This window comes from Sporomusa sp. 246TCP1 (assembly GCF_057319775.1).
The window spans coordinates 4,545,648-4,561,603 of sequence record NZ_CM170492.1 but is presented as its reverse complement, the minus strand read 5'-3'; the positions used below and the strand labels follow the sequence as shown (position 1 = coordinate 4,561,603).

Below are 15,956 nucleotides of genomic sequence, written 5' to 3'. Positions count from 1 at the left end.
ATCTGGTAACTGCTACTGTATTAAATGACTTCCTGAAGGGTTTTCTAAGTTAATTCTAAAAAATGGAATGTATAATCCTAAATATAGCCTAGAAAAATTCATAGAGAAGAGGAACTATAATGAAAAAAATGTTAGTCTTAATGATTGCTATGTTTGTTTTGAGCCTTTCTTCAATGGTAAGTGCCCATGATAATCAAAACCAGGGGGTAACTCCAAATTATCAAATGCTTGCAGCTGACGGTCATCAACCTCAGCCAGATCCTAATGATCCATACCACAAAAAGCCACATCATCATAAGCCGCAACCACCGCAACCTGAGCCACCACATGATGGTCCTCATAACTGATAATACAACTGTAAATCCCACTCTCAGCCTGACGGTTGGGGGTGGATTTTTATTTTTTTATACCTAATACCTATCTAAAATCACAGTTTCATGGAATCAAAGGGACGGTTCTTGAAGGTATCAATCGGAAGTTTTGCGCGCAAAACTTCCGATTGATACCTTCAAGAAGAACGAAATCGCTCACGCGATGGCCTTGGTAGTCTCCCGTAAATAAAAATTTCATGAAAAATGTAAAAAGTACGCCCTTTTGTGGTATTGTTTAATCGCCAAACCAAACAAACCAGAAAGGAGGAACGTACTTTTTACTTTATGATTATACCATGTCCTAAGACTGAAATACATACGTTTTTTAACACAGCTAGAGCTCCTCCTGATGCCATGAATTGGCTTCACAAAACCAAAAAATCAGGAGGTAGTATGTCTATGCAACAATATAAACAAGAGATTGAGCTATACTTTGAACTTAAAGGGACTCCGGAATCTTCACGGGAATCCTATTTGCGAAGAATCTTTGCCTTCATCAATTATATGCAAAATCAGCACAAATGCATGGAAAACGTTACAGATAGCGATATCCAACAATATATCCTCTATCTCAAAAAGGAAAAGGGTCTGTCAGCTGGAACCATCAATTGTTACATTTCTGCTGTCAAATTCTTTCATACCTGTATCATAGATAAAGAGTGGAACCCCTTAAAAATTCCCCGTATGAAAAGAATACGTAAGTTTCCAGTCATCCCAGCTAAACAAGATGTACTGGCAATATTAAATAAAGCTGCGAATCTAAAGCATAAAGCTATTTTAGCATTACTATACGGTAGTGGCCTCAGGGTCAGCGAAGTAGCTAAACTGAAGATTTGTGACATTTGTAGTAAAAGTATGCGTGTACGGGTAGAAAACGCCAAACATAATACAAATCGATACACCATTTTATCAGAACTGGCCCTTGATGTATTGCGAAAGTACTTCCGGGCCTATTTTTCAAGCTACCAAATGGACGATTGGTTGTTTCCAGGACAACACAAAAGCGAGCACATTAACGTCAAGTCCATCAAAAATACCATGATTAAGCTGCGCAACCAGTTGCAAATAAAACAAAATATTTCTGCCCATACGCTTCGGCATTGTTTTGCTACACATGCCTTAGAGGATGGGGTCGATCCCGTGTTTATCCAGCAAATGCTGGGGCACAAAAATCTTCAGACTACAATGACATACTTGCACATGACATCGAAAAGCCTTATGGGCATTAAGAGCCCTCTTGATACTGGAAACAGCAACTCCAAATGACTACGGTACAGGATGTTTTCCTTAAGTTTTATCCCCAGTATGAACAAAGCTATGCTCCATACATACAACAAGCCAAAGCCGCTAATGATATCATGCGCTGCAGGACAGCAGCTTTAGGTGGTCATACGTTTGAATGCGAAGAATGCGGCCATATGGTTGTTCGTTACAATTCATGCCGAAATCGGCACTGCCCTTTGTGTCAGGGTATTAATAAGGCAGTTTGGGTAGACGCAAGAAGCAAAGATATCCTCAATGCCCCTTACTTCCATGTTGTGTTTACTTTACCATCACAGCTTCAGCCATTGGTTTATCAAAACCAGGAATTGCTTTATGGCTTGTTGTATAAAGCGGTAGCCCAAACCTTGGCGGAACTTTCCCAAGATACCAAATATCTTGGTGCACAGATCGGCTTTTTTCCTTGCTGCATACCTGGGGACAAGATTTGCACTATCATCCGCACATCCATACTGTGGTATTGGCAGGTGGACTAACCAAAAACAATCAATGGCGAAACAGCAGCAAGAAGTTCTTCATTCCAGTAAAGGTGTTAGCTAAAAAGTTTCGAGGTAAATTTCTTCACCACATCAAGCAATACTACCGCCAAAACTTGCTGATGTTTTATGGAGATGCCCAGAAATATCAACAGCCAAAATGTTTCCGGGATTTACTCAAACAGTGTTATGCCAAAAACTGGTACATTTACTCTAAAAAGACTTTTTCCGGACCACTCGCTGTTGTCCGATATTTGGGGAGGTACACGCACCGGATAGCCTTATCCAATACGCGCATTGTCGCCATGGATGAACATACGGTGACAATTACCGTAAGAGACTCTAACGACAACAACCAGACAAAAACGCTAACGCTCAGTGGCGTTGAATTCATCCGGCGATTTTTACTGCATGTACTTCCCAAAGGTTTTGTCAAAATCAGGCATTATGGACTCCTTGCCAACCGAAACAAAAAGACCAAGCTGGAACTAAGCAGAAAACTAACGTTAAGTCCAACCTACAAACCAAAATTTGAAGGTCTTACAACTGTTGAGATTCTATGCATTCTTGTAGGCCGGGATGTAACGAGGTGTCCTGTATGTGGAAAAGGTAAATTACAGGCAAGCTATTCGTTACCCAAAGAGGCATCGCCTTAATAGTTGCAAAAATTGAATAGATACTGCCAAGACCCGTTTGTGGGGAGGGGGAAGGTATGTCCAATCAAGACAAATGAAGCCCAATTTATTACAAATCAGCAAAGTAAAGCACAAAAAAATGTACGAAAACAGAAAAAATTAACGATCAAAAACCAAGAGAAAAAGATTGAAATTCCATAGCTGGGCAGCCCGCGACTTCATTCTTCTGAGGCAATCAAAAATTTTGCGCGTAGATAGTTTTGTGGCTCAACTGGCAGCCGGGAGCTGTTAATTGAGCCTTTTTGCGCGCAAAACTTCCGATTGATACCTTCAAGAACCGTCCCCGCGAGTCTACAGCCGGTCCTGCACGTCTTTAGCGTGACAGCCAGCGGCAAACAGCCTGGTGGCGTGGTCGAAGACTCACAGGGACCCTATTGTTTTCACAATAACCGTCCCTGTGAGTCTCCAACGCCATTTACCATGCATGTGGTATTCGCTTACGCAATAAAAAAACGAGGAGTGAAATACCACTCCTCGTCATTAAGATTAACGATCCGTATCGGGAATGTTTTTGTTAGCTTCAGCTTGTGGAGGTAAGGGTTTCTTTGATTCTTCTAAATGCTTTTTAAGGGGCATAGGACGCTTCTGATCCTCGTTATTTTGGGGAGGGAGAGGTTTTTTTTCATCAAGTTTGCAGTTTGGATCAAACGGGTGGTTTTCCCTACAGTTTGGATCTTTTAAATGATTTGGGTTCTTGCACGCTTCTTCGCTAGGTGTCTGGTTTTGATAATGCTCTTGCTCTTGAATAATCGGTGGTTTTTCAGGAAGCTGTTCATTCGGAGATGCGTATACAGAAATGGTTCCAGCACCATAAACCATTGCTAAACCTAAAGCGAGAGACAAAACTGCTTTATTTTTATTCAACATACTTAGGGACATAGGGGGACGTTCCTTTCTTGGCAACATTAGAGTGACGAAAAAGGAACGTCCCTGATTGTCTCCTCTGATTGTCTCCGCCTGATTGTCTCCGCAATTCGTTATCGAAAAACGGCGGTAAGATTTCTGAAAGGCTTATGGCTTCTAACAGTGAAATATACGAAAAACTGCGTGAAATCTGTGAAAAATTGGCAATTAATTTATAAAGGGTTTATCTATGCTCCTCGCTACGGCGAAGTGGATTTTACTGTACCACAATTTAATCGATACATAAAACGAGTTCATGAAACTAAGAGTATGTGATACTTTTTATAGACGAAACTCTCAAAAAATACTATAATTTTACTTAAGAATATTTATTTTAGCAGTCGACAGATGCAAGTGATTATTTTATAAGTAAACATTGCCGGGTGCATTTTGATAAACTAGCAATGATGCTGGGCATAGGCCTGGCTTTTTTTTATGATTTGTATGCCGAAAGGGTGGCACTAGTATGTTCAATTCTATGCGTAATAAAATAATCACTGCATTTATCATTGTTACTACAGTCCCCCTAATATTGCTAGCTTTTTTTGTCTATCGGGAGATGGAAGGAGCTCTGGAAAAGGAAATAAGAGAGGGTACTAGTAAAGAAATGATCCAAATGGATCATGCGATTGTTACTATGCTGAATGGCATGAAGGAAGACTGCCAGTATTTAGCTATAAATCCGTTTGTTGAAATGGCGGATACTGTGGATACATTTTATAATACACAACAAGAATTTGTACCTCCGAGCAATGACAGTGTACACGAGAAGATTTACCGGGAACTTGAACGATATGCGCAGCAACATCCGGAGACAGCTTATGCCTATCTGGGAACAGAAAAAGGCGGATTTATCGGATGGCCGCGAAGGACTGCGCAAAAGGGATTGGATCCGCGCAAGCGTCCCTGGTATAGGCCGGCGATAGAGAATCAGGAAGAAACTTTTCTGTCTGAACCGTATGAGACCTACGACGGCAGTAAATTTACCGTGACTGCAGCGCATTTTGTGCGGAATTTCGACGGTACAGTGGTTGGTGTACTGGGTATTGATGTAAGTTTGGATCAATTTACTAGAAAAATTTCGGAAATGAAAATAGGTAAAACGGGATATGTTTTTATGCTGGCCAGGGATGGAACAATTATGGCTCATCCAAATCCGGAATTTTTGGGGCATAACATTGCCCAATTGGCGAGTAGTGGGGCATTAACTCCAAAAGGAAGTACTACCAGTTGGGAATTTCCTGAGTACCAGCGCCTTTTGGTAGGCTCAAATACATATTTTGAAACTATGATTGAAGGGCAAAGATGCTTTGTCAATATGCAGACTTCGGGCATGAGAAACTGGACTTTAGTCACGGTAGTATCTGTAGAAGAGATTGCTGGCAGAGCGAAAAAAGTCAGTATTCCTTTAGTAGCCGGGACAATTGTCCTAATTATCATGATCTTGCCCTTTATTCCGGCATTTTCCTATCAACTGACCCGGCGCATGGATGAATTAGTCAGACACCTTAACCATATGGCCAGCGGCGATTTTTCAGAGCGTTTACCGGATAAGCTGCTTGGCAGTCATGATGAAATTGGCGGAGTAGCTAAGGCCATTGACTATATGCAGATAAGCCGTCAGCAGGCTGAAAGGGAGTTGCAGGCCAGCAATGAGGAGTTGGCGGCCACTTATGGGCAATTGGCTGCGACGGAAGCGGAACTGCGTGTGCAGCTTGATCGGCTTAATATAAAAACACAGGAATTGGCTCAAAGCGAGGAACGATATCGCTTAGTGGCTGCGGGTTCGAAAGATGCAATATGGGATTGGAATATAAAAGGAAGAACGGTCGCTTTATTAGGACAATGGGCAGATAACCTTCATTTCTCACATATGTTTACAGACTGTGATATTTTCGATCCCCGCGTTGTAAATAAAATACATCCTGATGATTTGGATAAAAGGCAGCAAAAATTGGAAGAACATTTGACGGGAAAGACACCTGAATATATCTGTGAATATCGAATTATAACCCAAGAAGGGGAGATGTTATGGGTGCTTGGCCGGGGTAAGGCATTATTTGATGCAGATGGAAAGCCCATTCGTATGGCTGGCTCTTTGACAGATATAACACAGAAGAAAATGCAAAGTATGAAAATACATCATTTGGCTTACCACGATATTTTGACAGGATTGGCCAACCGTCTGTCATTTTTAGAAAAACTGTCGGCCGAATTAGAGGATCAAAATAACCGTAGGGCAGGCGCTTTACTATTTATAGATTTAGATAATTTTAAGATGATCAATGATTCCATGGGCCATGCTGTAGGCGATCAGTTTCTGCTGCGAACCGCAAAAGCTTTAAAGAAGGTTGCTCAGGAGCAATTTGTAGCGCGGTTGGGTGGAGATGAGTTTATAATTATCCTTTCCGGCGAAACTGATCGTCAAATCATAAGCGAATTTGCGCAGAAATTGATTCAAGTGGTGGGGGAGGTATGTATTTCCACCCATGATCCGTTGGCGGTGACGCTCAGCATAGGCATTGCATTATTTCCTGATGATGGTTGTGATACGAAATCCTTATTGAAAAATGCCGATATTGCTATGCAGTGCGCCAAAAAACAAGGCAAGCATCGTTATGAATTCTTTACAACTGATATGGAAACAGATACTATTAATAAAATGCGACTAGAAGCTGGTTTGCATAAGGCTTTAAAAAATGGCGAATTTGTTTTATATTATCAACCGATTGTTAATGTGGATAAACAGTTGGTTGCTTTTGAGGCTTTAATTCGCTGGCAAAGTCCGGACTATGGTTTGGTTTCTCCGGCACAATTTATTCCTGTCGCCGAAGAAAGTAATTTAATTGTGGAAATTGGTGAATGGGTTTTGCAGACAGCTTGTTTATTTGGCAAAAGGCTGCATGATGCAGGTTTAACGAATGTGCATATGTCTGTCAACGTGTCGGTTAAAGAATGGCTGCAGGATGATTTTACCGCTAAAGTTGCAAGTGTTTTAGAGAATACTGCTTTCTCAAAGAATTGTCTAATTTTAGAAATTGTTGAGACGATACTTATTGAAAATTTCAAAAAGGTGACTGATAAAATCTGTAATTTAAAGAAACAGGGAATCAGGATCTCTCTGGATGATTTCGGCACAGGTTATAGCTCTCTGACCTATCTCAGCGAATTACCGGTAAATACCATTAAAATTGACAAATCCTTTGTGGATGCTTTGCTGGAGAAAAGAAATTATGCAGCCATTGTGGGAACGGTTATTCAGTTGGCACATAAAATGGGATTCGACGTTGTCGCAGAGGGGGTTGAAACGACAGAACAAATGTCATTCTTGCAGGAGTTGAAGTGTGATAGAATGCAAGGTTATTTCATCAGTAGACCTTTGACGGAAGAGGAAATATGGAAAAAATATTGTTAGGGTATGACATAAAAAAACAGCCCGTTAAGGCTGTTTTTTAGATACTAATATCGATTACGTTTGAACTTGAGAGAGGATTGATTGCTTCGGTTTTATTTAGTGCTTCAACAGTGTTGTCCATTGCTTCTGAAATGGTACCGGTAACCGATTGTGAAGCACTATCCATTTCCTTTTTTAAAAGAGCCGTGGTGAAGGCTGTTTTAACTGAGTAGAGACTAGATGCTGTAGAGTATTGTCCGATATTCATGGTATTCATAATATAACCCCCCATCGTAGATAATGTTATTATAAATGGACTGTGTTTGAATAAGAATAATTTTTAAACTAAGAAATCAAGCGTGCTTGTTGAAGAAGAAGAAGTAGTAGTAGAGGAATCGGTATCTGATGAAACAACATAGTTTAAAGCACTAGATGATAGATTGTTATAACAGTCATACAAAACTAAATTTGAAATTGTGGCATCCTGATAGGGAGTTAAAAGTTGTGAAGTATATGTGTTTTGAAGAGCAGCCTTTATTAGAGCAGGAGTTATTTCTAGTGAATAGGCAGCAGTATCAGATGTATCTGATGATGAAGTATCGGTAGTTGTAGCGGCATTAGTCGTGGCATCAGCAGTGGTGTCCGAACTTGATGTTGTAGTAGAAAGTAGTGTGGATGTTGTATACGCAGAAATACTTGACACCGTTGACATAAAGTCACATCCTTTTTTCACAATAGTTGTTTACCTATTTATCTGATGCAAATATTAATAAAATATTTGGTTTTTCGAAGAACAAGTGTACTGGTAAGGACCTAAAAAAGGCCCTAGAAAAAACTACTAAGGTCAAACTCACGGAGTGTTAAGCGAGTTCTTAATTCGAGCTATGATGCTGTTTTTAGTTTCTTGGCTAAGGGGCAGCCAATCTTCTGATGAATAAATGATTTCAGGATTTTGTGATATTAATTCTCTTAAAATTTCATCGCGACTTTTTTTTGAATGAGTGAATGCAAAATCCAATTCGCCAAATAGTTGAGAAACAATTTCCTTGTTTAATTTTATTTTCACCGAAAATCAGCTCCTTTGATCTATTTTAGCATAAAAAAGGAGTATTTGAGCTTTTGATTACTCTATATAAAGGTAAAAGTTATTAAGATTTTTTGGCTATACTAGTTATCAGCTATAGCGGCGTCAGGGTCTATAGGGGCAGCAATAGCATCACATATATTTCAATTAGCTCATCCCTGGCTATTGTGGACACCGTATCCTTCAGGGTTTTTCGTTTTGGCAGTAACTTCTCTAAGGAAAGCAATATCGACTTTCGTAATTTGAAGCTACGGTAACATGATTGCCAACTTACGAATAGTATAAAATAGATTACATCGACAAAGGGGGATTTTAAATGTTTTGGGGTACGAATAGAGAACTTTGGTTTATCGTTTTGGTTATTAGTTTATTTATTCTCTTGTTCCCGGAATTGGGAGATAATTGTACTACCTAAACCCTTGAATAGGGGGATTTTTTAGGCTCAATCTATTATACAGTTATTTGTAGTAAAATTCACAACTAATTTGAAGTGTGGCCCGTTTATATTGGTTGTGCTGTAGTCGTCTATCTTCGGATGGGCGACTATTTTCAATACCCAGCAATTGCTGGGTATTGAAAATAGTTTTCGATGAAAATTGTGTGTTGCGAGTAGTGTGTTAATTTATTGGTTAACGATAGAATTTGGATTGGTTGACAAAATTTTTAAGGTAGTCGTATAATTTGTTTAGGTTTACTTGAAAATGTATAGTTTAAAAAAATATAATATGCGGAGGGTTATGATGAATACAAAAGGTAATCTAACAGATTTTATTTATGCAGCTCTTTTTGCAGCTTTAACGGCAGTATTAGGATTTGTTTCTATACCACTACCCTTCAGTCCGGTTCCTGTTTCAGGGCAGAGTTTGGGAATAATGCTGGCGGGAAGTATACTAACGGTGCGACAAGCATTATTTAGCGTTCTGACATTCATTTTAATTGGTGCCGCGGGCATACCGGTTTTTTCGGGATTTGCTGGTGGAATTGGAGTTGTTTTTGGTCCGAGAGGTGGATATTATTTCGGTTTCTTGGTAGGTGTCGTTGTTATTGCTTTGTTAAGAAGACACAGGAATACTATCTGGTGCTTAGCTTTGGCAAATAGTATAGGGGGTATAATTATTGTTTATCTTTTTGGTATATTGTGGCTGAGTTTTATTACTGGTATGGGAGTGGAGAAGGCATTTATGGCAGGCGCACTTCCATTTATACCGGGAGATTTATTTAAGGTTTTTGTAGCGACTATCATAGGGGTAGCGATAAACAAACGATTACCCCATTAACAAAGAGTTCGAGGGTTAAAACGTTAGCGTCCGGCGGAGGAAAAATACCCTATAGGGTAGACTTGTTTCATTGTCTACGCTATAGGGTATATTTTACTTTACGGAAACCAGGGCTTTATATTTTAGTTAAATTATTTAGTGACTATGTTTGTGGTTATGATAATGTAGAGCATCTATTACATCAATTACTGTACCGAGCAAGAATAACCCACAAATCACTTTTACGATAAATTTTAGGCTGTCTAGTATTGCAGCACAAATGTGCCATTCGCGCACCAACGGAGTGAGTAAGACCATAGCTAATAAAATTACTGATGATATAAGAAATAATTGAGTAGCAGGATAATCTTTGAGCATATTAACCATCCTCCTTTATTTCTATTTTCATTATATTCTGTTTTTTATATTATGTCAATACTTGGTAATTAATTGGGTAACCATTGCCGGGCCATTACCTGTATTTTCTAAGCAAATTCTAAAAATTAGTGTTTATAATTAAAATATCATTTCAAGTGCTTTGGACTACAATTCATAGAAGGGCAGCAGCCTTCTATTGAGAATAGATTCTCCCCTATTATAAACGATCTATCCCGGTGACAATTTGTTGCTGGGTATTTTTTTGAGTAACAAATTTTCCTAATAAGAAAAGGCATGGTATACTATAATTGATGTTATTTGACACTAAATATTAATTAAATATAAATGGGAGTGATTATAATGGTAGCAGAACAGGAAGCATCTAAATCGCAAATAGGCAAGATGGAGAAGCGGGCTTGGCCACTTAAAGGAAGTATAGTAGCTTTTGCCAGTATTATGTATGTATTTTTAATGATTGTGTAGTGAGCTTTGACAGGTCGCTTATCTGCGGTGCGGGTAGGTGATTTTTCAACGGCATAATTGTCTTGAAGTTTTTATAAGTACACCCTATACTATACATAGTACTTTGGAAGAAGGGGGTGACAGCAGTGCGCGCATTGGTTGTTGACGATTCAAAAGTCAGCCGGGAATTCATTATCTCCCATTTACATGAGATGGGTATAACCATGATTGATGAAGCTGTTGATGGATTTGATGCAATTAATAAAATCAAGAAGCTGCCACCAGATAGGAAGTATGATCTTATCACTTTAGATGTTGTTATGCCTAAAAAGGATGGACTGGAGGCGTTGAAGGACATTAAACTGTTGTCTCCTGCATCCAAGATCATCATATGTAGTTCGAATAATGATGCTTACACAGTACGCATAGCCATCGGTTTTGGTGTTGATGGGTTTGTCGTAAAACCATTTTCGCGACAAAAATTTCTTGACGCGCTTTGGCGTAGTTTGAAAATAGATAAAAAGTAAGATGAACTCCAAGACTTATCATTATCTGGTATTGGTGCGATTAACCGAATCCGGAAGGGTTTACGTCTTAAGTGGGTGAGCCTATGGTAGCAAAATAGGATTTTCATTGACAAAAGAGTAAAGTCGAGTGATAATAGCAACATACTGACTGGTAGGTATGTTTGAGGCAAGGGGTAGGAATGACATGACGAAAGAAAATATTATCATTGCGGCTTTGCGTTTGTTTGTCATGCGAGGCTATAAATCGGTTTCTCTTATTGATGTTGCCAAAGAGGTTAGCATTACTAAGGGGGGGATCTATCATTATTTTTCGAGCAAAGATGCTTTGCTGCAGGTAGGAATGCACTATTTACTTGACCGGCTTGAGGAAAAATATATGGAGTTATTGACTGCTAAAAATGGTATTCGGGAAGTACTAAATGCGCTGTTAGTGGAAAAAACGCTGGAGCGATATGCTAAGGATCTGCTGGGGGTGGAAGGGGATTGCCGTGTTGACTGTGCTCATTTCGTTATTGAGATAATGAGTAAATTCCCTGATATTCAAGCGCGAATGGAACAAGGGCGCCTAACAGTATGTGCAGCCTTTGCCAAGAAAATTGAGGCAGCTATGGAGCAGGGAGAACTGAAGCGTGGTCTTGACAGCTATGCTGTGGCAGCGATTATCATAGCTACAGTCAATGGACAACTATCACTGGGGCGTTTCTTTCAGTCCCTGGAAATGCGTAACCGAATGATGGAGAATGTGTGGCTATTGCTAACTATATAAGATGCAACATACTATCCACCTGAAAAAATTTTAGCACGCTGCATATACACTTGGCGCAGAACAAGAAGCGCTAAAATTTTTAAACCACGACATACCGACTGGTAGGTATGCCCATTGTGCTAGTGGTCCAAATTTGAATGGAGGTTTATTTGATGAAGAGGTGGAACCCGAAGTACTGGATAATTCCGGTAATTATAGTAATTGGTATTACCTTAGTTGTCCGCAGTGGCGTATTTGCCTTTGGCAAAGCTGATGATAAAGTTATTGACAGCGTGCTTAGTGTGAAAGTTGCTACAATCGGGAATGAAGATATTGTACCAAGTCTTACGTTTAATAGCTCAATTGAAGGAGCGACCTCGGCAACGGTGAGTGCCAAAATTGCGGGCCGGATTGAGCAAGTTCTGGTAGAGGAGGGGCAAGCCGTTAAAGCAGGCGATCCTTTGGTTAAGTTAGAAGCCGTGGAGCTGGCAAACTCAGCCCGGCAGGCTGGTGATGCGGTAAAGAAGGCCCAGATTAACTATGAGTTGGCGCTGAATGATTACAATCGCTATCAGCGGCTTTTTGATAAAGGCGCTATCTCGGAACAGCAGTTAGATAATGTTAGAGCCAAATTAAAAACGGCAGAAGCTGATGTCTCAAGCGCAACAGCTAACCAAAGCAGTGCTGAGCAGCAATATGGTTATGGCATAATCAGCGCGCCGGTGGATGGGGTGGTTGCTAATAAAAATGCCACCATTGGGCAAGTAGTTTCTCCTGGCGTTGCACTTATGGTGGTGCAAGACATCAATCAGGTATATGCTGTAATCAATGTCGAACAAAAAGAGTTGGGCCGTGTTAAAGTCGGTCAACAGGCTAATATTACGGTAGATACTTACCCTGATACAATTTTTACCGGCACAGTTGAGGTTGTGAATCCGGAAGCAGGTTCAAGCAGCCGGATGTTTAGGACCAAGATTAAAATTGATAATGATAGTGCCAGCTTAAAGCCGGGTATGTTTGCCAAAGTAGCACTGCTAACAGGTGAGCGTGTAGCGGTGCAGACGGTTCCACAGTCAGCTGTTGTGCAAAAGCAGGGCTTGTACTATGTGTTTACTGTTGAAAACGGTAAGGCTGTTCGCCGGCAAATTGAGATTGGCGAGGTAACAGGTAATACCGTTGTAGTTAAGTCCGGTTTACAAACCGGAACTCAGGTCATTGTGACAAGTACCAACCGCATTAAAGATGGTGACGCAGTACGCGTAGCCTCATAGATTAGGGGAACAAGACATGAAGCTTACAGAGATTAGCATAAAGCGCCCGGTCTTTGCTACGGTGATAATTTTGGCGCTGGTAGTGGTAGGCTTGGTTAGCTATATGTCCTTGGCTGTGGATCAATACCCCAGCGTGGAATTGCCGGTTGTTGCTGTGATTGTTCAATATCCCGGCGCAGCCCCGGAACAAGTAGAATCAAAGGTTACGCAAAAGATAGAAGAAGCAGTTAGTGAGGTTGCTGGTGTCGAGCATGTAACATCAACGGTAAGTGAGGGTGTTTCGACAACAGTTATTCAATTTACCATGGAAACAAACGCCGATGCTGCTGCGCAAAATGTACGCGATAAATTGGGCGGGGTACAGGCAAATTTGCCAGACGATGCTAAAACGCCGCTCATTTCCCGTTTTGATCCAACCGACATACCGATACTATCGATTGCCATAACCGGTGATGTAACGCGGCGAGAATTGACAGTGCTAGCCGAAGATATAATTACCAAACGGCTTAAGGCAGTCAATGGGGTTGCCTCTGTTGAAGTAAAGGGTGGCCTGGACCGGGAGATTCAAATCCAGTTAGATAGCAATCAGATGTCTGCCTATAGTCTAACTATATCGGAGGTTCTGAGCAGCCTGCGTAATGAGAATATTGATTCTCCTGGTGGTAAAGTTTCTGATGGCCAGCGCAAAACTGACCTCCGGGCAGTAGGCAGTATTAAAGATACCAGCCAGTTTCTGGACATTGCTGTTGGACAGCGTGGCGGTGTGCCATTGTATGTAAAAAATATTGCGACCATTGAAGATACGACCGAAGAGCTGGCAACAGTTACTAAGCTTAATGACAAGCCGGCGCTCGGTATTGATATTATGAAGCAGTCTGGCAGCAATACTGTACAAGTAGTGGATAATGTCAAAAAACAATTGGAAAGTATTAAAAAGGAATTGCCGCCAGGAATTGATTTGGTGGTAGTTCGCGATAATTCGAAAACAATTAAAGAGTCAGTACAGGATGTTGAATTTAACCTTGTCGTTGGTGGTATCTTAGCGGTTGCGATTGTATTTTTGTTCTTAGGCAACTGGCGAAGTACCCTCATCAGTGGAATAGCGATTCCAGTTTCTGTTATTGCTTCCTTTATGGTAATGAAGGCATTGAATTTCACGCTCAACACCATGTCGCTGCTGGCCTTATCGCTGGCGGTTGGCTTGTTGATTGATGATGCCATTGTTGTTATCGAAAATATTGTGCGCCATTTGGAAATGGGTAAAGATAAGGTAACTGCCGCACTAGATGGAACTGCAGAGATTGGTCTTGCCGTTATGGCAACGACCTTTACCCTTGTCGCTGTCTTCGTGCCGGTAGGCATGATGAACGGCACTGTTGGCCAGTTCTTTAAAGAGTTTGGCATTACAGTGGCGGCCAGTGTGTTGGTATCTTTGTTTGTTGCATTTACACTTACTCCTATGCTGTCGGCCAAATATCTGGATTATGCTGAAATCAAAGGTAACAGTAAGCTAGCCAGGGCCTGGCTTACATGGAATGACAAGTTTGATAAGTTAACCGCTAAATATGGGCAATTTTTGCGTCAGGCCCTGAGGCAGCGCCGCAAAGTTCTATTGGTAGCGGCTGCCCTGTTTTTGGGGAGTTTGATGCTTTTGCCACTACTGGGGTCAACCTTTATTCCTGATGCCGATAATGAGGAGATTACCGTAACGGCTGTTGTTGACCCCGGCATGAGTGTAAACGCTGTGGGAGATATGGCAGATAGGATGGTTCAAATCATTCGCGGTCTGCCGGAAGTCAGGCTGACCTACAGTGTAGCCAATAGCAAAGATATAACAATTTTGGCAGAACTTACACCCAAGGGTCAGCGTGACCGTAGTGACTCGGCTATTATCAAAGAGCTTCGCCAAAAATTTAGCGATATGACTGGTGCGGAAATTAGTGTATCCAAAAAAGCAGCTATGACAAATGGCAAGCCAGTATCACTGGTTGTCCAGGGAATCTCGCTGGAAACTCTGGCAGAAATTGCTGAACAGGTAGAACAAGTTGTTGCCAGTATACCTGGTGCTGTTGAAGTATCGTCAAGTTATGAAGCTGGCAACCCTGATGCGCAGCTTGTAGTTAAGCATGATCGGGCGGCAGATTTGGGAATCTCGACAGCAAGTATTGCCGATACGCTGCAAACAATGTTTAACGGTAAGGTTGTTACCCAGTACAAAGAGGGTGAAGACGCCTATGATGTACGGGTAATTTTAGATCCGGATAAGCGCCGGAGCCTGGCAGATGTCAAGGATGTGTATTTGTCTGGCAGTGCCCAGGGCAAAAGCGGACAAGCCATAATGGTGCCGCTTGATCAGGTAACAGACACGGTGTATGCTACCAGCCCGGCCCAGATTAAGCGCTATGATAACCAGCAGCAAATCACCATTTCAGCCAACCTTAGCGGGATTACGCTGGGAGAATTCAACACCGCATTCAAGAAAAAAGTGGCTGCTGTAGCCATGCCGGAGGGTTATCAATTTGTTACTACCGGCCAAACCAAGTCCATGAATGATGCTTTCAGCAGCATGGTCGTGGCACTAACAATGGCAGTACTGTTTATCTTCTTCGTATTGGCTGCCCAGTTTGAGAGCTATCTTGACCCTTTTGCTATTATGCTGGCTTTGCCGCTGGCGATTATTGGCGCAATAATTGGCCTGTTAGTGATGGGGAGTGAACTCAGCGTAATGTCTTTGATTGGCATTATTATGCTAATGGGTTTGGTAACCAAGAACGCCATTTTGCTGGTTGACTTTGCCAAACAGCGTCGCGCCCAAGGCGTAGAACGCAACCAGGCATTAGTAGAGGCTGCGACCAAGCGGATGCGTCCTATCATTATGACGACGGCTGCTATGATTGTCGGTATGATTCCGCTGGCCTTAGGTATCGGACCTGGTGCCGAAGCACGTGCGCCTATGGCTCATGCCATCATCGGCGGTTTGGTGACTTCAACTATTCTTACGTTGGTTGTGGTACCTGTTGTGTATACCTTGTTTGACGATATTAAAAACGGTAAATTTACTTTGAGAAGGGTATTTAGAAGAGTCTAGCAAGTTTTTCTACGGAAAAGCATCC

The 15,956-nt window shown here is 41.4% G+C and carries 14 protein-coding genes and 1 pseudogene; 10 read left to right on the top strand and 5 right to left on the bottom strand.

Annotated features, from left to right (window positions below; translation table 11 throughout):
- Positions 1-119: 119 nt before the first annotated feature.
- The 3 genes and pseudogenes from AC1ECB_RS21530 (at position 120) to AC1ECB_RS21520 (ending at position 2,784) form a co-directional block, all read left to right on the top strand.
- Complete coding sequence (locus tag AC1ECB_RS21530) at positions 120-347, top strand: hypothetical protein (RefSeq protein ID WP_485665704.1); 228 nt, start codon at positions 120-122, stop codon at positions 345-347.
- Positions 348-764: 417 nt separating this feature from the next.
- Positions 765-1,637 (top strand): tyrosine-type recombinase/integrase, encoded by an 873-nt coding sequence (locus tag AC1ECB_RS21525; protein WP_485665703.1) that lies wholly within the window; start codon positions 765-767, stop codon positions 1,635-1,637.
- Positions 1,634-2,784: pseudogene (locus AC1ECB_RS21520) on the top strand (IS91 family transposase). Before AC1ECB_RS21525 ends, AC1ECB_RS21520 begins: the two are co-directional and overlap by 4 nt.
- 525 nt (positions 2,785-3,309) lie before the next feature.
- Here AC1ECB_RS21520 and AC1ECB_RS21515 read toward each other — a convergent pair.
- Positions 3,310-3,702 (bottom strand): hypothetical protein, encoded by a 393-nt coding sequence (locus tag AC1ECB_RS21515; protein WP_485665702.1) that lies wholly within the window; start codon positions 3,700-3,702, stop codon positions 3,310-3,312.
- A 490-nt stretch (positions 3,703-4,192) separates the two neighbouring features.
- Here AC1ECB_RS21515 and AC1ECB_RS21510 point away from each other — a divergent pair, with 490 nt between their 5' ends.
- The gene (locus tag AC1ECB_RS21510; RefSeq protein ID WP_485665701.1) at positions 4,193-7,141 is read left to right on the top strand and encodes a bifunctional diguanylate cyclase/phosphodiesterase; all 2,949 of its coding nucleotides are present in this window, start codon (positions 4,193-4,195) and stop codon (positions 7,139-7,141) included.
- 37 nt (positions 7,142-7,178) lie between these two features.
- Here AC1ECB_RS21510 and AC1ECB_RS21505 read toward each other — a convergent pair whose 3' ends face one another.
- The 3 genes from AC1ECB_RS21505 to AC1ECB_RS21495 form a co-directional block, all read right to left on the bottom strand.
- The gene (locus tag AC1ECB_RS21505; RefSeq protein WP_485665700.1) at positions 7,179-7,397 is read right to left on the bottom strand and encodes a hypothetical protein; all 219 of its coding nucleotides are present in this window, start codon (positions 7,395-7,397) and stop codon (positions 7,179-7,181) included.
- A 63-nt stretch (positions 7,398-7,460) separates the two neighbouring features.
- Entirely contained in the window at positions 7,461-7,832 is a 372-nt protein-coding gene (locus tag AC1ECB_RS21500) for a hypothetical protein (RefSeq protein WP_485665699.1), read from the bottom strand.
- Positions 7,833-7,970: 138 nt separating this feature from the next.
- Complete coding sequence (locus AC1ECB_RS21495) at positions 7,971-8,186, bottom strand: hypothetical protein (RefSeq protein ID WP_485665698.1); 216 nt, start codon at positions 8,184-8,186, stop codon at positions 7,971-7,973.
- Between the two features lie 755 nt (positions 8,187-8,941).
- Between AC1ECB_RS21495 and AC1ECB_RS21490 the strand changes: the two genes are divergently transcribed.
- Complete coding sequence (locus tag AC1ECB_RS21490; protein WP_485665697.1) at positions 8,942-9,481, top strand: biotin transporter BioY; 540 nt, start codon at positions 8,942-8,944, stop codon at positions 9,479-9,481.
- A gap of 135 nt (positions 9,482-9,616) precedes the next feature.
- Here AC1ECB_RS21490 and AC1ECB_RS21485 read toward each other — a convergent pair whose 3' ends face one another.
- Entirely contained in the window at positions 9,617-9,838 is a 222-nt protein-coding gene (locus AC1ECB_RS21485; protein ID WP_485665696.1) for a hypothetical protein, read from the bottom strand.
- 360 nt (positions 9,839-10,198) lie between these two features.
- On the opposite strand from AC1ECB_RS21485, the gene AC1ECB_RS21480 reads away from it, so the two are divergent.
- The 5 genes from AC1ECB_RS21480 to AC1ECB_RS21460 all read left to right on the top strand — a co-directional run bounded on the left by AC1ECB_RS21480 (position 10,199) and on the right by AC1ECB_RS21460 (position 15,931).
- On the top strand, positions 10,199-10,321 hold the full coding sequence (locus AC1ECB_RS21480) for a hypothetical protein (RefSeq protein ID WP_485665695.1): 123 nt from the start codon (positions 10,199-10,201) through the stop codon (positions 10,319-10,321).
- A gap of 125 nt (positions 10,322-10,446) precedes the next feature.
- Positions 10,447-10,827, top strand: coding sequence for a response regulator (locus AC1ECB_RS21475; RefSeq protein ID WP_186451013.1), 381 nt, complete (start codon positions 10,447-10,449; stop codon positions 10,825-10,827).
- Between the two features lie 184 nt (positions 10,828-11,011).
- Entirely contained in the window at positions 11,012-11,593 is a 582-nt protein-coding gene (locus AC1ECB_RS21470) for a TetR/AcrR family transcriptional regulator (protein ID WP_485665694.1), read from the top strand.
- 152 nt (positions 11,594-11,745) lie between these two features.
- Positions 11,746-12,843: an efflux RND transporter periplasmic adaptor subunit gene (locus AC1ECB_RS21465; protein ID WP_485665693.1), complete on the top strand. Its 1,098-nt coding sequence runs from the start codon at positions 11,746-11,748 to the stop codon at positions 12,841-12,843.
- 16 nt (positions 12,844-12,859) lie between these two features.
- On the top strand, positions 12,860-15,931 hold the full coding sequence (locus tag AC1ECB_RS21460; RefSeq protein ID WP_485665692.1) for an efflux RND transporter permease subunit: 3,072 nt from the start codon (positions 12,860-12,862) through the stop codon (positions 15,929-15,931).
- Positions 15,932-15,956 lie beyond the last annotated feature (25 nt).